General features: G+C 68.5%; 13 protein-coding genes. 7 read left to right on the forward strand and 6 right to left on the reverse strand.

The window, feature by feature from the left end; genetic code table 11:
* Nucleotides 1–7: 7 nt before the first annotated feature.
* Together EBS11_RS16915 and EBS11_RS16920 are read right to left on the reverse strand one after the other, a co-directional pair.
* The gene (locus EBS11_RS16915; RefSeq protein ID WP_290604657.1) at nucleotides 8–1000 is read right to left on the reverse strand and encodes a DUF2804 domain-containing protein; all 993 of its coding nucleotides are present in this window, start codon (nucleotides 998–1000) and stop codon (nucleotides 8–10) included.
* Nucleotides 997–2283 (reverse strand): crosslink repair DNA glycosylase YcaQ family protein, encoded by a 1287-nt coding sequence (locus tag EBS11_RS16920; RefSeq protein ID WP_290604659.1) that lies wholly within the window; start codon nucleotides 2281–2283, stop codon nucleotides 997–999. The genes EBS11_RS16915 and EBS11_RS16920 overlap by 4 nt, the downstream gene beginning before the upstream one ends.
* A gap of 410 nt (nucleotides 2284–2693) precedes the next feature.
* Between EBS11_RS16920 and EBS11_RS16925 the strand changes: the two genes are divergently transcribed.
* Complete coding sequence (locus EBS11_RS16925) at nucleotides 2694–5912, forward strand: di-heme oxidoredictase family protein (RefSeq protein ID WP_290604661.1); 3219 nt, start codon at nucleotides 2694–2696, stop codon at nucleotides 5910–5912.
* 27 nt (nucleotides 5913–5939) lie between these two features.
* Here EBS11_RS16925 and EBS11_RS16930 read toward each other — a convergent pair whose 3' ends face one another.
* On the reverse strand, nucleotides 5940–7301 hold the full coding sequence (locus tag EBS11_RS16930; RefSeq protein ID WP_290604663.1) for an ATP-binding protein: 1362 nt from the start codon (nucleotides 7299–7301) through the stop codon (nucleotides 5940–5942).
* Nucleotides 7302–7583: 282 nt separating this feature from the next.
* Here EBS11_RS16930 and EBS11_RS16935 point away from each other — a divergent pair, with 282 nt between their 5' ends.
* A complete protein-coding gene (locus EBS11_RS16935; RefSeq protein ID WP_290604665.1) occupies nucleotides 7584–9737 on the forward strand; it encodes a TonB-dependent receptor in 2154 nt (717 codons plus the stop codon).
* Between the two features lie 61 nt (nucleotides 9738–9798).
* On the opposite strand, the gene EBS11_RS16940 is transcribed toward EBS11_RS16935, so the two are convergent.
* Both EBS11_RS16940 and EBS11_RS16945 read right to left on the reverse strand, forming a co-directional pair.
* Nucleotides 9799–10467 (reverse strand): response regulator, encoded by a 669-nt coding sequence (locus EBS11_RS16940; protein ID WP_290604667.1) that lies wholly within the window; start codon nucleotides 10465–10467, stop codon nucleotides 9799–9801.
* A 23-nt stretch (nucleotides 10468–10490) separates the two neighbouring features.
* Nucleotides 10491–10862, reverse strand: coding sequence for a YajD family HNH nuclease (locus tag EBS11_RS16945; RefSeq protein WP_034755042.1), 372 nt, complete (start codon nucleotides 10860–10862; stop codon nucleotides 10491–10493).
* A gap of 289 nt (nucleotides 10863–11151) precedes the next feature.
* Between EBS11_RS16945 and EBS11_RS16950 the strand changes: the two genes are divergently transcribed.
* From EBS11_RS16950 to EBS11_RS16960, 3 genes are all read left to right on the forward strand, one after another.
* Entirely contained in the window at nucleotides 11152–14163 is a 3012-nt protein-coding gene (locus tag EBS11_RS16950) for a PAS domain-containing protein (RefSeq protein ID WP_290604670.1), read from the forward strand.
* Nucleotides 14164–14228: 65 nt separating this feature from the next.
* On the forward strand, nucleotides 14229–15455 hold the full coding sequence (locus tag EBS11_RS16955) for an exonuclease SbcCD subunit D C-terminal domain-containing protein (protein ID WP_290604672.1): 1227 nt from the start codon (nucleotides 14229–14231) through the stop codon (nucleotides 15453–15455).
* Between the two features lie 21 nt (nucleotides 15456–15476).
* A complete protein-coding gene (locus EBS11_RS16960; protein ID WP_290604674.1) occupies nucleotides 15477–19232 on the forward strand; it encodes an AAA family ATPase in 3756 nt (1251 codons plus the stop codon).
* 24 nt (nucleotides 19233–19256) lie between these two features.
* On the opposite strand, the gene EBS11_RS16965 is transcribed toward EBS11_RS16960, so the two are convergent.
* The gene (locus tag EBS11_RS16965; protein WP_290604676.1) at nucleotides 19257–19424 is read right to left on the reverse strand and encodes a hypothetical protein; all 168 of its coding nucleotides are present in this window, start codon (nucleotides 19422–19424) and stop codon (nucleotides 19257–19259) included.
* Nucleotides 19425–19602: 178 nt separating this feature from the next.
* Between EBS11_RS16965 and EBS11_RS16970 the strand changes: the two genes are divergently transcribed.
* Both EBS11_RS16970 and EBS11_RS16975 read left to right on the forward strand, forming a co-directional pair.
* Nucleotides 19603–19812 (forward strand): hypothetical protein, encoded by a 210-nt coding sequence (locus EBS11_RS16970; RefSeq protein ID WP_034755039.1) that lies wholly within the window; start codon nucleotides 19603–19605, stop codon nucleotides 19810–19812.
* Between the two features lie 61 nt (nucleotides 19813–19873).
* Nucleotides 19874–20731 (forward strand): hypothetical protein, encoded by an 858-nt coding sequence (locus EBS11_RS16975; RefSeq protein WP_290604680.1) that lies wholly within the window; start codon nucleotides 19874–19876, stop codon nucleotides 20729–20731.
* Nucleotides 20732–20784: the final 53 nt, after the last annotated feature.

Consider the following 20784-nt stretch of genomic DNA (forward strand, 5'->3'; position numbering starts at 1 on the left):
AGCATGGCTACCAGCGCGAGCGGTGGCTTTCCGTCACGCCCGCCAGCTGCGCCACGATGCGCTTGGGCGATTCCGCGCTGGCGCGCACCCAGCCGCTGAAGGTGCCGATGGGCTGGATGTAGCGGCTGGCGGCGATCCACAGGTTCTTGTCCTCGCGCCGCGCGCCCTCGGGCTTGAAGTGCAGGTCCAGCAGATCGTCGTCCGTCCACACATGCCACGGCGCCAGCGGGTTGTCGGGATTGAAGTCGAAATGCGCGCGGCCCAGCGCATACAGCTGGCCATCGAGCCACAGCGCGTTTTCATGCGCGCCGAAATAGCCGGCCTGCAGGTTGAAGCCCAGGTCCAGGCTGTGCGCCGACGCCCAGCGCCATTCCGTCTCGCGCGCCAGCAAGCCGTTCGAGTAATCGAAGCTGGCCACGCCATCGTCCAAGCTGTAGCCCATGGCGCCGCAGCGCACGTTGCCCCACAGGGGCAGGCCGCCCGACTTTTGCGTGGCGTGCGCGCTGCCGCCCTCGCCCACGGGCCCGATGGCCAGCAGGGTGGGCGCGACGGGCGGGCCGAATTCCGCTTCGATGCCGAAATGGCCGCAATCGAGCTGCAGGCGGTAGCGGTGCTGCGCTTGCGCCTCGATGGCGATGTGCTGCGACAGGAAGCGGAAACGGCTGCCGGCAGCCGCATGCGGCGCCACGGAGGCGGAAAGGCCCGGCACGCCATCCTGGGAAAAGCTGGCCACGATCCTGCCCTTGTGGCGGTCGAAGGCATAGGCGAACGCCGTGCTGGTCCAGCCCAGCTCGACGATGGCCACGCCGCAGAACACGGCGGGCGTGGACAGGGCCACGTAATGCCAGCGCTTGTGGTGGAACAGGCGCCAGAGGGCGCCGCGCGCGTGCGGCGGCGCCAGCGCGGCCCAGTCGAAGGCGCCCAGCATGCCCGCGTAGCGGCCGAAGCGGGGCTGGCCATCCGCGTCGAGCAGATCAGGGGGAGCGGGCGGCAGCATCATGCGGCCCGCCTTGCGGCCTGGCCGCCATCCTGCAGGGCCGCGGCCAGCTGCTGGCCGAACGGCGCCGGCTGCGCCTGCGCAATATCAACCTGCGGACAGGCATGCCAGAGCGCCAGACGCCGCACGGCGCCGGCCACGTCCTGCACCAGGCGGGGACTGGGGCGCACGCCCTCTTCCAGCGCCAGCGACTTGATCTCGAAGCGCCCCTGCGCGCGGTGCGCCTTGGCGTCCAGGCGGCCCACGAGCGCGCCGCGGCGCAGGATCGGCAAGGTGAAATAGCCGTACTGGCGCTTCTCGGCCGGCGTATAGCATTCGAGCCGGTAATCAAAGCCGAACAGTTCCAGTGCCCGGCGCCGGTCCCACACGACGGGGTCGAACGGCGACAGGATCGTCGTCAGGGTGGGCGCCAGCTTGCCGGCCGCCGCCGCCCGCGCCAGGTCCGCGTGATCGGCATGCACGTACACGGCATCCATCCAGCCGTCCACCGCGTAGCGCAGCAGCGCGCCCTCGTCCACCAGCGCCTGCAGATCGCGCGCCAGGCTGGCGCGCGGCTGCTTCGTGCGGAAGTAGTCGCTGATCCAGCCGGCCCGCGCCAGGCCCAGCGCCTTCACGCTGGCCAGCAGCAGCCGGCGCCGCACCTCGTCCTCGGACGGCAGCAAGCCATCGTGCCAGCCGGGCAGCACGCGCTCGGCCAGGTCGTAATAGCGCTGGAAATTGTGGCGCCTGGCGATCATCAGCACGCCCGAGGTAAACAGCACTTCCAGCGAGCGCTTTTCCGGCTTCCAGCTCCACCAGCCGCCCGCCTGGCCATCCGTGCGCTCGAAGTCGGCGGAACGGGCGGCGCCGTTGGCGCGGATGTGGGCCAGCACCGCGGCCACGGCATCGCCCTGCTCGGCCATCCATTTGACGGAGTATTTCCAGCCCATGGCGGCCGGGTCGAGCATGCGGTGGCGGTACAGCCCGTAATCCTCGATGGGCACGAAGCTCGCTTCGTGGGCCCAGTACTCGAACAGCGCGCCCTCGGCCAGCAGCTGTTCCAGCCACGGCTGCGGATAGTCGCCCAGGCGGCTCCACAGCACCAGGTAGGGACTGCGCGCCACCACGTGGATGGTATCGATCTGCAGCACGCCCATCTGGCGGATGGCGGCCAGCACGTCGGCCTTGACGGCCTTCCTGCGGCGCGCCTGCAGCAGGCCCTGCGCGGCCAGGTGCAGCGCGCGCGCGGCGGCCAGGGACAGCGCCGGCGTGGGCGGGGATAGCGGTGCGGCGGACGGTATCGGCAAGGTGGGATCTTCCTCAGCAAAAAAGGTGGCGCGCATCATGCACGGGCATATCAGGAAGATACCGCATTCTCATCGCCGCTTCCGCATTTTTTCCTGAATTGTATTCATGCTGTCGCGCATTTTCATTCACCTTGCGCACCGCAACAGTGCAAAAAATGACCGCGACATGACCGCTTCGTGACAACTGCACGGCGGCGCTTGACACGCCCCTGGCGATTCTATAACTTAAGGAAAACATTGCCGTACGGCAATTAAATACACCTCAGCCTTGCCCGCCCTGCACGCCTTCCATCCCTGCCGCCGGCCGGCCGCAGGGCGCGGCGTGCGCGGCGCCGGTGTCCGACTTGCCGGAGGGCGGCGCGGAGCAGGCTGGCCAATCCCACTGCATCAATAAAAACCAGGAAGAGAACATGCACACATCTTTGCTTTGGCTCGGGCGGCACGGGGCCGGTCCCGGCCGTTTTTCCAGGCCCGGCCTGCCGCTGGCCCTGTCCCTGGCCCTCGCGCTGTCCGCGTGCGGCGGAGGCGGCGACCGCGCCGCCGCGCCGGCCGCGGCGCAGCGGCTGCTGGCGGAAAGCGTATCCGAGGCCGCGCTCACGCCCGTCGCCGCCACGGCCAGCTCGGCCGAACGGGGCGACCTGTCGGCCGGCGCCGCCATCGACGGCAACGACGGCACACGCTGGGGCAGCGCCTTTACGGACAACGAATACCTGACGCTCGATTTCGGCACCTCGCAAACCATCACGCGCGTGCGCATCGCCTGGGAAAACGCGCACGCCAGCGCCTACCTGCTGCAGGTGTCGGACGACAATGCGCACTGGACCACCGTCCAGCCCGTCGACGACAGCAGCGGCGGCATCGAGGACATCACGGGTTTTGCCGCGCAGGGCCGCTACCTGCGCATGCAGGGCGTGAAACGCTCGGGCCAGTACGGCTATTCCATCTTTGAAATCCAGGCTTTCTCGGGCACGCCCGCCCTGCCGCCGGTGACGCCGCCCGTCACCGAACCGCCCCCCGTCACCAGCGACCCGGCGCTGCCCGGTGCCGTCATCCGCCCCGTGAGCGCCACCTCCTCGCCCGTGGAAAACCCCGGCATGTCGGCCGCCATGGCAATCGACGGCAAGACGGGCACGCGCTGGGCCAGCAAGTTCGAGGACGGTGCCTGGATCCAGTTCGACTTCGGCGCGAAGACGCCCGTCGGCTACATGAAGCTGCTGTGGGAAAACGCCTATGGCAAGCAATACGCGCTGCAGGTGTCCGACGACGGGCAGAACTGGTCGCAGATCCGCTACGTGAGCAATGGCCACGGCGGTACCGAGGAATTCTTCAACCTGGGCGTCAATGCCCGCTACATTCGCCTGCAGGGCGTGGCGCGCGCCACGCAGTACGGCTATTCGCTGCTGGAAGTGGAATTCAAGACGCCGGGCAGCGACAACAGCCTGCCGTCCACCGCCACCTCGGCGCTGAAATTCCCCGCCGACGGCGCGGCCATGGCGCCGCTGCCGGCCGCCGCGCAGCCGCTGGAAAGCCTGCAGTTCACCCTCGCGGACGGCACCCTGGTGACGCGCTTCGGCGCGCGGGGCCTGGCGCGCCACGGCCGCGAACGGGGCGAGGAGTGGAACGAGATCGGCTACGGCCCCAACGAAACGGTCGATCCCGTCACGGGCCTGCCGCAGGACAAGGGGCCCGGCAACTACCTGACCTTCGTGCCGCAGTACTTCAAGAACCGCACCTGGGGCGTGGAAATCATCGACAACAGCAAGGTGCGCGGCGTCACCAAACCGACCCTGATCGTCAACCAGTACACCACCGTCGACTTCCTCTCCGGCGGCGTGGCCTTCTTCCGCGGCTTCGACCGCCCCGGCGTGACGGGCTACGGCTGGATGTCGCCCGGCGAACTGGTGGACCGCAACGTCCCCGTCTGCAAGCCCATGGCCTACCCCGCCAATGACAGGCTGACGAACGCCAACGGCATCAACGGCGCCTGCACCCTCCTGATCAAGGAATACCCGGGCCATGGCGGCCTCGATGCGGCCGGCATGCCGAATGGCACCGACGTCAAGGCGCGCGCGCTGACGGCGGGCGACATCATCGAAGTGTCGCCATCGATGTTTTCCACCACCGCCTCGATGGCCTCGAAAGGCGACGACGGCGGCATCCGCTACTACTCCTACGAATGGACGTATGTCGTGGGCGCCGGCCTGCGGCCATGGTACGGCGTGCAGCCGCGCCTCAATTCCGTGCCGCTGCCGGAGGAAACCCTGTCCGGCGGCCTCGGTTCCGTGTCGTACAACTACTCGGACAATGCCCTGTTCATGTTCCAGCAGCCGCACAACCATATCGGCATGCAGAACATGCAGCGCTTCGTCGAGGGGCGGCGCCTGGTGCACACGAACTTCACCACCGGCGAGCATAACGAGGGCGGCAACGACCGCTACGCGCCGGCCGTCAGGCTGCAGGGGCAGCGCTACGCCCAGTCGGCCTGTATCGCCTGCCACGTCAACAATGGCCGCAGCCCCGCGCCCGTGGCCCTGAACCAGCGCCTCGACACCATGGCCGTGCGCGTCTCCAGCATCAATGCGGCGGGCCAGCAGGTGCCGCACCCGCAGTACGGCACGGCGATCCAGATGAATGCCGTCTCGCCTTCCGGCGCGCCGCAAAACTGGGGCAACAGCGTCAGCGTGGGCGGTTTCACGGCGCGCACGGCGGCCCTGGCCGATGGCACGCAGGTCGAACTGCGCAAACCCACGCTGGCCTTCGAAGGCCCCGTGCCGGCCATCGTCTCGCTGCGCGCGGCGCCGCCGATGATCGGCACGGGCTTGCTCGAAGCAGTGCCGGAAGCGGACATCCTGGCGCGCGCCCGCAGCGCGCCGGACGCCGATGGCGTCAAGGGACAGCCCAACTACGTGTATGACCCGGAAACGGGCGCCGTGCGCCTGGGCCGCTTCGGCTGGAAGGCCTCGAAGGCCACCCTGCGCCACCAGGCGGCCGACGCCCTGCTGCTGGACATGGCCGTCACCTCGCCCGTGTACCGCAACCGCGCCTGCATGGCCGGTCCCGCGGCGTGCGCGGCGGGCGGCGCGCAGCCCGGCATCTCGGAAGCGGACCTGCAGTCGATCACGCAGTACCTGGCCCTGGTCGCCGTGCCGGCCCAGCGCAGCATCGCCAGCGGCTTCCCGCGAGGCGTGGCGCCGATCGAGGAACTCAAGGTCGATCCGCAGCAGGTTGCCGCCGGTTCGAAGCTGTTCCAGGGCATGCGCTGCGCCGCCTGCCACACGGTGGAAATGAAGACGGGCGCAGGCCACCTGTTTGCGGAATTGCGCAACCAGACCATCCGCCCCTACACCGACCTGCTGCTGCACGACATGGGTCCCGAGCTGGCCGACAAGTTCAGCGAAGGCCAGGCGCAGGGCAATATGTGGCGCACGGCGCCCCTGTGGGGCATCGGCTACACGGAAAAGGTCATGGGCAACGGCGGCAAGGCCGGCTACCTGCATGACGGCCGCGCGCGCAGCCTGACGGAAGCGATCCTGTGGCACGGCGGCGAAGGGACGAAGGCGCGCCAACGTTTCGAGAACCTGTCGAAGACGGAGCGCGAGGCGCTGCTGGCTTTCCTGAAGTCGCTGTAGGCGTTTGCCGCACCGCTGGCGGCGCCGTCATGGGAAGATGACGGTCACCGCCAGCCCCCGGCCCTGCAGGCCGGCCCCCAGCACGATCTGCGCCCCATGCCGCTCGGCGATGCGGCGCACGATGGACAGTCCCAGCCCGCTGCCGGGCAGCTGTCCGCCGCCCAGGCGCACGAAGCGTTCGAACACGCGCTCGTGCATCTCTGCGGCGATGCCCGGTCCCGTATCGGCCACGCGCAGGTAGCTGCGCCCCTGCTCCACGCCGCAGCTGACGGCGACGCAGCCGGGCGCCGGCGTGTAGCGCAGCGCATTCTCGACCAGGTTGCGCAGCAGGATCTGCAGGCTGTCCGCGTCCAGCGCGCACGGCGCCGGCGCCGCATGCACCGCCAGCGCCAGCCCGTATGGCGCGGCCAGCGCCTGCCACGCTTCTTCCTGCCGCGCCAGCAGCGGCGCCAGGTCGCCCGGCGCCAGCGCCGTCCCCGCCGGCGCCTGCGGGTCGAGCTGGGCCAGGGCCAGCAGCTGGTTGACGAGGCGCGTGGCGCGCTCCACGCTGGCACCCAGGCCGGCGATGAATTCCTCGCGTTCGTCCGCGCTGCGGGCCCGCTGCAGCACCTGCAGATTGGTCTTGATGGCGGCCAGCGGCGTGCGCAATTCGTGCGCCGCATCGGCGGTGAAGCGCTGTTCGTTGTCGCGGCTCTGCCGCACCCTGCCGAACAGGCGGTTAATTTCCAGCAGCAGCGGATGCAGTTCGCCGGGCGCGCCATGCAGGTTGACGTCGGCCAGCTCGTTCGGCGTGCGCGCCGACACTTCATCGGCCGACACCTGCAGCACGCGGAAGACGCGGTGGATGCTCCACCAGATGGCGACGGTGGCCAGCGCCACGAGCAGCAGGCCAAACAGGGCGATGCGGTAAAAGAAGCCGCGGCTGATGTCGTCGCGGTGGCTGGTCGGCTCGGCCACCAGCAGCTGCAGGCTGCGCGGCTGGTCCCACAGCGAATACAGGCGCCAGCGCTGGCCGGCGATCGTCGTCCACGACAGGCCATCGGGCGCGCTGCGCGACAGGGTGATGTCGGAGGCCGCATCGTTGCGGTACAGCACGCGCTGCTGCGCGTCGCGCACCTTGAACAGCAAATAATGGTGGGGATTCGGATGGCCGCGCAGGGGCAGGTCGATGGGGCCCGTCAAGCCATGCTCGCGCACGTCCTTTTCCACCAGCGACAGCAGCAGGTGGCCCGTCTCGATGAGCGACTGGTCGAACAGTTCCTGGCTTTCGCGCCGCGCTTCCACGTAGACGATGGCGGCGCTGCCCACCCACAGGGCCAGGGTCAGGCCCAGCAGCACGGCCAGCAGGGTGCGCCGCAGCGACCAGGTTTGCAGAACGGAGCCGCTCATGCGCCTGCCGGCGCCGGATGCAGCTGCGTTTTCGGGCCGACGGTGGCGGAGACTATGAGCATGGGGCGCGCCTGAGGAAGAGTTTGCATGATGCCGCGGGCTTGTTAAGAATCTCTTAAGAACTTCTGCGCAAGATCCGGGGCGAAATATTTTATGGGAAGCCAGGTCCGCAATTGTAAATGATTCTTATTTTGCCAATGATTCCCATTACCGCAACAGCAGCGCCAGCAGCACCAATCAACCTATAACAAGCCAGTAAGCAATCAACCACCAGGAGTTTGCATGTCCAACAGTACCCGCCGCCCGCGCCTGCCGCGTCCCACCACCCTGGCACTGGCAATCGCCGCCCTGGCCTGCCTGCCCGCCCACGCGCAAGTGGCCGCGCCGGACAGCATGCCGGAAGTCGTCGTCTCCGCTTCCGGCTTCGAGCAGGATATCCGGCAGGCGCCCGCCTCGATCACCGTGCTGACGCGCCAGGAACTGTCGAAGGAACGCTTCGGCAACCTGACGCAGGCACTGGAAAGCGTGGAAGGCATCGACGTGGGCGCGGCGGCCGACAAGACGGGCGGCATGAACATCAGCATCCGCGGCATGCCCAGCGACTACACGCTGGTGCTGATCGACGGGCGCCGCCAGAACGCGGCCGGCAACGTCACGCCGAACGGCTTCGGCGGCACGCAGACGAGCTTCATGCCGCCGCTGGCCGCCATCGAGCGCATCGAGATCATCCGCGGTCCCATGTCCACCCTGTACGGCTCGGACGTCATGGGCGGCGTGATCAACATCATCACGCGCAAGGTGGGCAAGCAGTGGATGGGTTCCGTCTCGGCCGACTACACCTTGCAGGAAGAGGCGGACTTCGGCGACGTCAAGGCGGGCCGCTTCTACCTGAGCGGCCCCATCGCCACCGACCTGCTGGGCCTGTCCCTGCGCGGCAGCAAGCAGCGCCGCGATGCGGCCGACATCCGCGTGCCCAACGCGGCCGGCGCGCAGGTGCCCGCCAGCATGGGCGCCAATCCCGTGCGCGCGGACATCGAGAACTTTGGCGCGCGCATGGCCTTCACGCCGAACCGCTTCCACACCGTTATCCTCGACGCGGACGCGGGCCGCCAGACCTACGACAATTCGCGCGGCCAGCTGGGTACGCAGTCGGTGCAGGGCGGCTACGGCCCCGAGCAGAAATACAAGCGCGACCAGTGGACCCTGTCGCACACGGGCCGCTTCGGCTTCGGCACCCTGGACAGCAGCTACATGGTCAACAAGACGGAAACCCTGGGCCGTACGATCCCGCCGGGCACGCCGGGCGCCGTGGCCGGCAGCGCGCGCACCCTGGAAGTGGAAAGCCAGGTCTTCGACACCAAGTTGGTATTACCTTTGGGTAAGCACATGGCCACCGTCGGCGCGCAATGGTGGAAAGCGGAAATGACGGATGGCGTGGCGCCAAAGAAATTCGAATTCACGCAAAAAGCCCTGTTCCTGGAAGACGAATGGCAAGTGCTCGACAGCGTGGCCCTGACGGTGGGCGCCCGCTATGACGACCACAGCATCTTCGGCGGCCAGACCAGCCCCCGTGCCTATGCCGTGTGGAATGCCAATCCGGGCTGGACCGTCAAGGGCGGCGTCAGCAAGGGCTACAAGACGCCCCGCGTGGAACAATTGTCGCCAGGCATCAACGGCTTCGGCGGCCAGGGCACGATACCGCTCGTGGGCAGCCCGAACCTGAAGCCGGAAACGAGCACGACGACGGAAATCGGCGCGTATTTCGACAATCTGGCCGGCTGGACGGCCAGCGGCACCCTGTTCAACAACGCCTTCAAGGACAAGATCACCTCCGGCACGGGCCTGCTCAACTGCGACTACCGTCCGTCGCCGAACCGCCCCGGCTGCGTCAGCTTCGGCAACTGGCCCAATGTCGATGCGTTCGGCCAGTCCATCAACGTCGATGAGGCCGTCACCCGGGGCGTCGAGCTGAACACCCGCTTCCCGCTGGGCAAGACGCTGTCGGCCAGCGCCAACTACACCTACACGGAAAGCGAACAGAAGAGCGGCAGCAATGCGGGCCAGCCCCTGAGCGACACGCCCAAGCACGCCGTCAACGCGCGCCTGGCATGGGATATCTCGCCGCAATGGAATGGCTGGCTGCGCGGTGAATACCGCAGCGACCGCTTCCGCGATCCGGGCACCTCGGCCGCCACCCGCGCCGCCAAGGCCGCGCTGGGCGACTACAAGGGCTATGCCATGTTGCACGTGGGCAGCAGTTATCAGCTGAACAAGCGCGTCACCCTGAACGCGGCCGTGTACAACCTGCTCAACAAGGACTTCATCGACTACCAGCCGTACCGCGCAGGATCGGGCCCGGCATTGACCTACGCCAACCGCTACGTCAACAGCCTGGACGGGCGCCGTTTGTGGCTGTCGGCCACCGTCGACTTCTGATGCCGTGATGGCTACCTGAGCATCACCGCCGCGGGCTGCCTCAGGGCGGCCCGTTTTTGCATCAAGCCGCCTTGGGCTTGTCGATGCAATAGCCGATCGCATGCACGGTGCGTATCAATTCCCGCCCCAGCTTCTTGCGCAGGTGGTGGATGTGCACCTGCACGGCATTGCTTTCCACTTCGCCGCCCCAGCTGTACAGGTTTTTTTCCAGCTGCTCCCGGCTCAGCACCCGGCCGCCGTGTTCCAGCAGCAGCTGCAGGATGCGGAACTCCTTGACGGTCAGGGTCACGGGCCTTCCCCCTTGCGTCACCTGGCGGTCGGCGATGTCGAGCACCAGGTCGCCGTGCACGAGGTTTTCCCGCAGGCGGCCGGCGGCGCGGCGGCAGGCGCTGCGGATGCGCGCAGCCAGTTCGTCGAGGTCGAAGGGCTTCACGATGAAGTCGTCGGCGCCCGCGTCCAGCCCGGCGATGCGCTCGCCCACCTTGTCGCGCGCCGTGACGACCAGCACGGCGCCGCCGTAGCCGCTGTCGCGCAGGCTGCCCAGCGCCTGCATGCCGTCCTGGCCCGGCAAGCCCAGGTCGAGCAGGATGCAGGCATAGTCGTGCAGGCGCACGGCCGTGTGCGCGTGTTCGGCCGACATGACCCAGTCGACGGCATAGCCGCCCTGTTCCAGGCCGATCTGCGTGGCGCGGCCCAGCTGCGGGTCGTCTTCGGTGAGCAGGATGCGCATGGCGTGGGAGCCGGTCGGCCCGCTCAGTCCTTCTTCTTGATCAGCCCCGCCAGCGCGGCGAAGGGGTTGTGCGTGGCCGGTGCCACCTCGGCCGACAGCAGGCCGGCGCCGCGGTCCGCCTCCAGATAGCGCGAGTGCTCGTTGTCGTGGCAATACAGGCACAGCAGTTCCCAGTTGCTGCCGTCGGGCGGGTTGTTGTCGTGGTTATGGTCGCGGTGGTGCACCGTCAGCTGCTGCACGTTGGCGCGCGTGAATTCGCGCATGCAGCGGCCGCAGACCCACGGGTACATCTTCAGCGAGCGCTCGCGGTAGCCGCTCTCGCGCTGGTCGGCGGCGCGGCGCGCTTCGGCCACGATCTTGTCCAGTCTTGCCGCGTCGGGCTTTTTACTCTGCATGACAACTTTCGATATGGGAGGGAGAAGCGCCCATTTTAATGAGGATGGCGGCGGAATTGTACTTTTTCTGCCACGGCGCCCGCCCGTGTCGCCGGCCGCGCGCTTTTTTTCACGTGCGTGGCACCACGACTACTTGATTTAACGCAAAATAACGCCAGCGACAGACGACGAACGGGCGCTGGGGCAGCGAAAAATGGCGGCGCGCAGGTCAGCATATTTCGGCTATGATGCGCGCCACGCCGCCCTTCCCCTTTTCCATGACCCTAGCCTGCAAGCGCCCGTGATATCGATGACGAGACCCCTGCAACGCCTTGCCAGCCGCCTTTACCGCTTCAGCCTGGTGCCCCTGTTCGCGCTCCTGCTGTTGCTGGTGACGTGGGGCGCCGTCATCTACCAGGTGGGCCAGGAACAGGCCGGCGCCGTGCGCGACGCCGTGGCCGGCAGCCAGACCCTGGCGCGCACCCTGGCCGACCATACCGGCTACATCCTGCGCCAGACGGACCACGCCACGCAACTGTTCAAGCTCAAGTATGAGGAGTCGGGCGGCAGCCTGCGCCTGAACGAATTCACGCGCCGCCAGGGCCTGCTCGACAGCGTGCTGCCGTCGAAGCTGGAATTGCCCATCGCGCTGACCGACGCGCACGGCAACGTCATCGACAGCGCCAACGCCTATTTCCCGGACCAGCTGGCGCACCAGTCCTTCTTCCGCGCGCTGGCGGCCAATCCGGCCGACACGGCCCTGGTCGACACGCCCATGCTCGACGCCGACAGCAAGCACTGGACCATCCGCCTGGCGCGCCGCCTGAACGATGAGCATGGCCGCTTCGCCGGCGCCATCATCATCCTCGTCAATCCCACGTATTTCGTCGACGACTACGACCGCCTGAACCTCGATGAACATGGCGCGCTGATGCTGGTGGCGCGCGACAGCGGCCTGACGGTGGGGCGCATCGGCGAGCAGCTGATCATCAGCGACCGCATCGACTTCCGCATGCCCGGCCCGCCCGATCACGCGCCCGAGGAACTGGTGATCGAACCGCCCGTCGACGCGACCGCGCGCATCTACAGCTACCGCGAGCTGTCCCGCTATCCGCTGCTGGCCGTGGTGGGCGTCAGCCGGGCCGCCGCCCTGGCCCGCTTCGAGCACCGCCGCAAGATCTACCTGGGCGCGCTGATCGCCGCCAGCCTGCTGATCGCCGGCTTCACGGCCCTGCTGACGCGCCAGAGCGCCCGCCTGCGCCGCAGCATCCGCCAGGCCAAGGAAGCGCAGGCCCTGCTGCGCGCCGCCCACCAGGGCAGCCTCGACGCCGTGCTGCTGCTGAAAGCCTGGCGCCCGGCGCCGGGCAAGCCGGTGGAAGACTTCGTCTTTGCCGACATCAACGAACGGGCCGCCGACATGCTGGGCAAGCCCCGCTCTGAACTGCTGGGCCAGCGCGTGCTGCCGCTGGTGCCCCTGCTGCGCGGCGAGCGCTTCTTCAAGCGCTTCGTGCTGGTGATGGAAACGGGCCAGCCGCTGGAAGACGAATTCGAGCTGACGCTGGCGTCGGGCGGCACGCGCTGGCTGCGCCACCAGGTGGTGCCCATCGCCGACGGCGTGGCCGTCACCTCGCGCGACATCAGCGCGCGCAAGCACGACGAACTGGCGCTGCAGGACAACCGCAGCTTCCTGCAGTCGCTGATCGACCATTTGCCCGTGCTGGTGTACGTGAAGAGCGCGCGGCCGGAGAACTTCGGCCAGATGGAAGTGTGGAACAAGGCGGCCGAGGACATCACGGGCTACCAGGCCGGCGACATCATCGGCAAGACCGACTGCGAGGCCTTTCCGCCCGACTTCGGCCTGCACGACGCCGAGGACGACCGCGCCATCCTGGCCGAGCGGGGCGTCATCGACCATACGGAAAAGCCGCTGCGCCTGCCCGACGGCAGCCTGCGCTACCTGCACGCCGTCTCCGTGCCCGTGTTCGACGAGCGCCAGCAGATCGAGCATATCCTGTGCATCGCCGAAGACATTTCGCAGCGCCGCCAGCAGGAGCTGGAACTGCGCCAGAAACAGGCGGAGCTGGCGGCCGTCACCGACGCTTCGCCGCTGGGACTGGTGCGCCTGGACCGCCAGCGCCGCTGCACCTACGCCAACCGCACCTTCGAAGCCATCACGGGCCTGCCGCGCGCCGCCGCCCTGGGCGCCGGCTGGACCAGCGCGCTGCACCCGGACGATTATCCGCTGATGCACGTGGCGCTGGAGCAGCTCACGCGCAGCCATGCGCCCTTCCAGTCCACCCTGCGCTGCCTGCACCGCGACGGCAAGCTGGTCTGGGTCTCCGTGAAGATCGCCCCCATCCTCATCGACGACCAGATCGAAGGCTACGTGGGCAGCCTGGACGACATCACCACCCTGCGCGAATCGGAAGTGGCGCTGCTGGAAAGCGAGGCGCGCCTGCGCACCATCGCCGACACCCTGCCGGCCATGATCGCCTACATCGACGCCGACCAGGTCTACCGCTTCCTGAACATCGCCTACGAACGCGAATTCGGCCTGACGGGACGGCATGTGCTGGGCAAGAGCGTGCGCGACACCGTGGGCGAGGCCCGCTACCGCAGCGTCGCGCCCTACATCGGGCGCGTGCTGGCCGGCGAGACCCTGAGCTTCGAGGAAGAGGATGAAAAGGAAGGCATCGAGCGCTGCATGGAAGTGATCTACATCCCGCAGATCGGCGAGGACAATCTGCAGGTGGTGGGCTTTCACGTCATGCGCCAGGATATCACCGTGCAGAAGCGGGAAAAACAGCGCCTGCTGAAGCTGGCCCAGGTCGACGCCCTGACGGGCCTGTCGAACCGCGCCGGCTTCCAGCAAAAACTCAGCGACGCCATGCACGCGAGCCGCCAGCAGCAGCACCTGATGGCAGTCATGTACATGGATATCGACCGCTTCAAGCCCGTCAACGACACCCACGGCCACGGCACGGGCGATGCCCTGCTGCGCGCCTTCGCCCAGCGCCTGACGCAGACCATGCGCGCCACCGACATCATCGCCCGCCTGGGCGGCGACGAATTCACCATCATCATGGAGCAGATCAGCAAGCCGGACGACGCGGCCGTGCTGGCGGAAAAGATCGTCGCCGCCATGCAGCAGCCGTTCGAGCTGGAAGGCATCACCGTGCGCATTTCCGCCAGCATCGGCCTGGCCTTCTACCGCGACGAAGACATCTCCCCCGCCATGCTGCTGCAGCGGGCCGACGTGCTGCTGTACCAGGCCAAGCAGGATGGGCGCAATACCTATCGCGCCGGCGCGACTATCGATTGAAGTCTGGGTCTGACCCCGGTCATTCCTGCTATATTGGCGCCTGTCTTCCCTACACTTGCCCCACCATGCGCCTGCTGCACACTTCCGACTGGCATCTGGGCCAGACCCTGCACAATTACGAGCGGGGCTACGAACACCAGCGCTTCCTCGACTGGCTGCTCGACACCCTCGTGGCCGAGCGGGTCGACGTGCTGCTCGTCGCGGGCGACGTGTTCGACAACGCCAACCCGTCGGCCGCCTCGCAAAAGCAGCTGTACGTGTTCCTGCAGCAGGCGCGCGCGCGCCTGCCCGCGCTGCAGCTGGTCGTCGTCGCGGGCAACCACGATTCGGCCGGCCGGCTCGAAGCGCCCGGCCCCCTGCTGGCCGCGCACGGCACGCACGTCATCGGCCATGTGCTGCGCGACGAGGATGGCCAGATCGACCTGGAGCGCCTGCTGCTGCCGCTGACGGGCAGCGACGGCCAGGTCCAGGCCTGGTGCCTGGCCGTGCCCTTCCTGCGCCCCGGCGACGTGCCCAAGCTGCCGGCCGGCGACGCGCAGGACGCCTATCTGGGCGGCATCGCCCTGCTGTACCGCCAGCTGGCGGACCTGGCGCTGGCGCGCCGCCAGCCCGGCCAGGCCATCGTCGCCATGGGGCATTGCCACATGGTGGGCGGCGAAATGTCGAACGATTCCGAGCGGCGCATCGTCATCGGCGGCACGGAAATGCTGCCATCGGGGATTTTTGATGCCGCCATCGCGTATGCGGCGCTGGGCCATTTGCACAAGGCGCAGGCCGTGGGCGGGCAGGAACATATCCGCTATTGCGGCAGCCCCATTCCCCTGTCCTTCGCGGAAGTAAACTACCGCCACCAGGTGCTGTGCCTGGACATCGATGGCGAGCAGCTGCGCGAGGTGCGCGTCATCGAAGTGCCGCGCGCCGTGCCCCTCCTGCGCGTGCCCGCCGCGCCGGCGCCGCTGGCCGAAGTGCTGGAACGGCTGGCCGCTCTCGACGTGCCGGACGCTCCGGCCGAAGCGCAGCCCTTCCTGGAGGTGCGCGTGCGCCTCGACGCGCCCGAACCGGGCCTGCGCACGCGCATCGAGACGGCCCTCGACGGCAAACCCGTGCGCCTGGCGAAGATCGAGACGTCGAGCGCCGCACGCGCCAGCGCGCCGGACAGCATGACCCTCGACCAGCTGGGCCAGCTGCAGCCGGACGACATCTTCCGCCTGCTGTACCAGCAAAAATACGCCAAGGATGCGCCGCCCGAACTCCTCTCGGCCCTGGCCGAACTGCTGCTGCCCGGCGCCTGACCTTTTCGCACCTGAAGATCCATGAAAATCCTGAAAATCAGCGGTAAGAACCTGGCCTCGCTGGCCGGCGAATTTGAAGTCGACTTCCAGCAGGAGCCGCTGGCGTCCGCCGGCCTGTTCGCCATCAGCGGTCCCACGGGCGCGGGCAAGAGCACCCTGCTCGACGCGCTGTGCCTGGCCCTGTACGACGCCACGCCGCGCCTGCTCAAGGTACTGGGGCGCAACGCCCTGCCCGACGTGGGCAAGGAAACCGTCAACGCCCAGGATACGCGCACCCTGCTGCGCCGCGGCACGCCGGACGGCTACGCGCAAGTCGATTTCGTCGGCAACGACGGCGGCCACTACCGCGCGCGCTGGAGCGTGCGCCGCTCGCGCACCAGGGCCGAAGGCGCGCTGCAGGCCACGGCCATGAGCTTGCACCAGCTGCCCGCGCTGCAGCCCATCGGCGGCACCAAGACTGAAGTCAAGGAAGAAATCGAAAAGCGCATCGGCCTGTCCTTCGACCAGTTTACGCGCGCCGTGCTGCTGGCGCAGAACGAGTTCTCCACCTTCCTGAAAACGGAAGACAATGAACGGGGCGAGCTGCTCGAGACCCTCACGGGCAGCAGCATGTACACCGACATTTCCATGCGCGCCTTCGAGCGGGCCAAGAAGGAAAAACAGCTGCTCGAACGCCTGGGCGAAAAGCTGGCCGACCAGCGCCCCCTGTCGCCGGAAGAACGGGCCGAAACGCAGGCGCTGGGCGTGGCCGCCGAGGCTGTCCTGCAGACCCTCGACCTGCGCAAGGCCGTGCTGGAACAGCAGCAGCGCTGGCACCAGGAGACGCACAAGCTGCATGCGCAGGTGGCGGCGGCGCAAGAGGCGCTCGATGGCGCGCTTGCGCAGCGCGCGGCCGCCGAGGAGCGCCGCGCGGCGCTGGCGCAGTGGGAATTGCTGCAGCCGGCCCGTCCCCTGGCCGACGAGGTGACGCGCCTGGCGGACGACATCGCCGGCACCGGCACGGCGCTGGGCGCGGCGCGGCTCCAGGCGGCGCAAGCCGTCGCCGCCGAAGCGCAGCTGGCCGGCGGCGTGCAGCAGGCCACGGCCGCCCTGCAGGCACAGGAAGCGGCACTGCGCGACGCTGCGCCGCTCCTGGACCAGGCCAAGGCGCTCGACGCGGGCATCGCGGCGCACCTGCCCGCGCACCGCCAGGCGCAGGACGGCGCGCTGGCGGCCGACCGGGCCGACGAAACGGCGCGCGCCGCCTTGCAGGACGTGCAGCAGCGCCAGCAGGCCCTGCAGGCGGAACAGGCAACGGGCCGCCAGTGGCTGGACGCCCACCGGCATACGCAGCTGCTGGCCGAAAAATGGCAGTTGTGGGACCAGCTGTTCACCCAGGCCGGCCAGGCTGCCGCGCAGGCCGATGCGGCCGACGCCAGCCTGGCCCAGTCGGCGCAGCAGCTGCGCCAGGGCGGCGACGCCGCGCAGGCGGCGCACGAGGCGCTGGCCGGCGCCGCCGCCACGCTGGCGACGCGCGACGCGGAACGGCGCGATGCGCTGGCCGCCCTGCACGCCATCGATGGCCAGGACCTGCAAGACCAGCGCGGCCAGCTGGAGGCGCACGCGCGCCTGCTGGCGGGTGCGGAAAAAACCTGGAGCGAACTGTCGCGCCAGCAGCAAGCGCTGGCGCACTGGCAAGCTACGGCGGCGCAGCTGGCGCAAGCCACGCAGGCGGAAAACGCCGCGCTGGCGGCGGCAGCGGCGCAGACGGCCCTGCTTGACGCCAGCCTGGCGCAGGCGGAGAAATCGCTGAAGGGGGCGGAGGCGGCATGCGCGGCCAGCGTGGAACAGCTGCGCGCCACGTTGCAGGAAGACCAGCCCTGCCCTGTCTGCGGTGCGCTGGAACACCCGTACAGCCACGCCGACGACGCCTTGCAGGCGATGCTGGCCAGCCTGCAGGACCAGGTGCTGGCCTGCCGCGCCGGCTTGCGCGGCAATGTGGAACGGCTGGCAGCGCACAGGGCGGCGCTGGCCGCATACGCGCGCGAACAGGCGCAGACGGCGGCCGAACTGGCGGCCCTGCCGGCCGCCATTGCGCTCCTGGACGCCCAATGGCAGCCGCATGCGGACTCCCTGCAGCTGCCGCCCCCGGCGCAGCGCGCGGACTGGTTCACGCAGCAGCTGGCGGCGAATGCGGCCGGCCTGCAGGCGCTGGCACAGCAGGAAACGGCCCTGCGCCAGGCCGGCGCGCGGCGCGACCAGGCGCAGGCGGCGCACGAACTGGCATCGAACGACCATGCCCGCTGGACGGCCAGCGTCGCCGAGGCGCAGACGCGGCTGGCGCAGCTGCAGGCGCAGCAGGCAGCCCACGCCGAGAAGGGCGAGACGGCGCGCGGCGCGCTCGATGCCCTGCTGGCGCAGCTCGATGGCGCGTTTGCCGACGCGGATGGCGCCGAAGACTGGAAGGACGGCTGGCGCGCCGGCCCGGCAGCTTTCCGCGCCGCGCGCGAAACGGAAAGCCGGCACTGGCTGAAGCAGCAGGCGGATCAGGACAAGCGCCACCACGCGCTGGCAACGCTGGCGGCGCAGCTGGATGGCGCCACGCTGGCCGCCGGCAAGGCACGGCAACTGGCGCAGGAAGCCCATGCGGCATACGCCGCCCTCGACAAGCACTTGACAACGCTGCAGGCCGAACGCAACGCGCTATGGCAAGGCCAGGCCGTGGCCGACATCGAGCGCGCGCTGGCAAGCGCTGTCGCCGCAGCCAGGGTGCAACTGGCGCAGCAGCAAACGGCGGCGCAAACGGCCAGCCAGCAGCGCACGCGCCTCGATGAGGCATGCGCCCAGCTGTCGCAGCGCCTGACCGCCCTGCGCGCGCAGGAAGAGCGCGCCGCAGCGGCCCTGCAGGACTGGCTGCAGCAGTTCCAGCAGGTTCACGCCGGCCACGCGCCCGCCACGCTCGACGCGCTGCGCGCGCGCCTGGCCGTCTCCATGGACGCCATGCGCGCCGAGCGCGCTGCCCTGCAGCTGATCGCGGACGGCCATACGGCGGCCGTCTCCGTGCTGGCCGAACGCCGGCAGCAGCACGCGGCGCACCTGGCGCAGCCGCCGGCCGGCCTGGAAACGGACGTGGACGCGCTGCACGCGGCGCTCGACGCGCTGGCACAGGAACGCCAGGCGGCGAACGAGGAAGCGACGCGCCTGCGCCTGGCCATCGCGCAGGATGACGCCAGGCGCCACGGCGCGCAGGCCATGCTGGCGCAGATCGAGGCGCAGGCCGTCGTCGAGCGGCGCTGGGCCAGCCTGAATGAACTGATCGGTTCGGCCGACGGCAAGAAATTCCGCAACTACGCGCAGCAATTCACCCTGGAAGTGCTGCTCGGCTATGCGAATGCCCATCTGAGCCACCTGGCGCGCCGCTACCAGCTCGAACGCATCGGCAATCCGAACAATCCGTCGCTGGGCCTGATGGTGCGCGACCAGGACATGGGCGGCGAGCTGCGCTCCGTGCACTCGCTGTCGGGCGGCGAATCGTTCCTCGTCTCGCTGGCCCTGGCGCTGGGCCTGGCCTCGCTGTCGTCGAACCGGGTGCGCGTCGAGTCGCTGTTCATCGACGAGGGCTTCGGCAGCCTGGATACGGAAACCCTGCGCGTGGCCATGGATGCCCTCGACGGCTTGCAGGCCATGGGCCGCAAGGTGGGCGTGATCTCGCACGTGCAGGAAATGACGGAGCGCATCGCCACCCGTATCCTCGTGCAGCCCGGTTCCGGCGGCAAGAGCGTGGTGACGGTGCGTTAGGGGAAGCCAGCGGGCGCGCCAGCATCAGCGCGGCAGGGGTTCCCGGCAAAGCCTGAGCATGTCCCAGCCCAGTTCGCGCCGGATCTGCTCGGGGTCGGGCGGGGGCCGGCGCTGTTCCAGCTCCGCTTTCAACCATTTCCTGACCAATTCCTTGCCAGGTTGTACAGGCTGCTGCTTGTCACACTTGTCCATGGTGCTACCTCTTCAATGGATGCCAGACGGCCTCCCATATACGTTCAACGTCACGGCACGGATTCAGTTGACTTGCGCGTGGCGCAGATGCAACAACGTGTAACGGTGGACGGAGTGCGTTAAAATCCCGGCCTTCGCGTAAATACCCTCCACGCCCCGCAACAGTTCAAGGAAACCCATGAAAGCCGCCCGCAGCCTCACCTTCAAGTGCGTAAAATGTCACAAATCCATGCAGGTCTACCTGCAGAAAGTCTCCGCCTGCTCGCATATCCAGCCCTACCAGGGCATTTGCGCATGCGGCGAACTCAAGCGCCACGCCACGGGCCAGGCCGATGCCGTCAAGTCCTACCTGGAATCGGCGGACGGTAGCTGGTCGCACCACCACTGATGGTTAAAGAATGGGCGTCAGCTGCCGTTAATGATGGTACTTCGCTCATTTTGAATCGACCATGTCCCAGCTTCCCGCCCTCACCTCCGGCTCGCGCCAGCCTGCCGCCAACACCCTGGCAGGGCAAACGCCGCCCAAAACGGGGACGGGCACGCCTGGCCTGGCAGCGTCGCCCCTGATGCAGCGCACGGCGCAAGACGTGGTGGCCTTGTCCAAAAACGGCCTGGACCTGTCGGCCCAGGGGCTGTCCCGGCGTACGGATGCGCTGGGCAACGCCACCGTCGACGTGGCGCAGGATTTTCTCTCCACCATGACGCGCCAGCTGTTCGGCGACGGCGCCAAGGTTGCCTTCGATTCCGTCGACCTGCAGGCCGGTTCCAGCTTCAGCAGTGGCAGCGCCAGCGTCACGGGCGCGGGCGGCAGCAGCCGCGCGGCCGCCTTCAGCCTCGATGAAAACGCCCATTTCATCGGCAAGGGCAAGATCACCACGGCCGATGGCCAGACCTTCGACTTCGAAGTGGAAGTGCAATATCAATCGAGCATCAGCGCGGGGGCATTTGCGCAAGCGCAAGGCGAAACGCCGCAAGCGGCGTCCGGAGATGGCGACACCGTGCCCGCCAAACAACTGCCTGACGCCCACTTCGGCGGCAACCTGAATGACCTGTTCAAGCTGCTGGGCCAGCAATTGCAAAGCAGCATATTCGACAGCCAGTCCGCTAGCGCCAGCGGCAATGCAGGCGACCAGGCGGGCAGCCTGAGCTTGCGCCTGCTCAAGCTGGTGCAGCCGGACACCGCCTCGGACGCCGGCAAAAAGACAGCGGATGCGGCGCCCGAGGCGCAGGCGCGCGCCCGCGCAGTGGCCGCCGCCTACGGCACGGACAGCTCAAGCAGCACTGGCGGCACGGGCAGCGACGTATAATAGAAGACGGCCTGCGCAGGCGACCATGCCGCGCGCCCACCTTCTATCGATTG

Origin of the sequence: Janthinobacterium sp. (genome assembly GCF_009923995.1) — a bacterium.
In the GTDB taxonomy this organism is placed as follows: Bacteria; Pseudomonadota; Gammaproteobacteria; order Burkholderiales; family Burkholderiaceae_D; genus Janthinobacterium.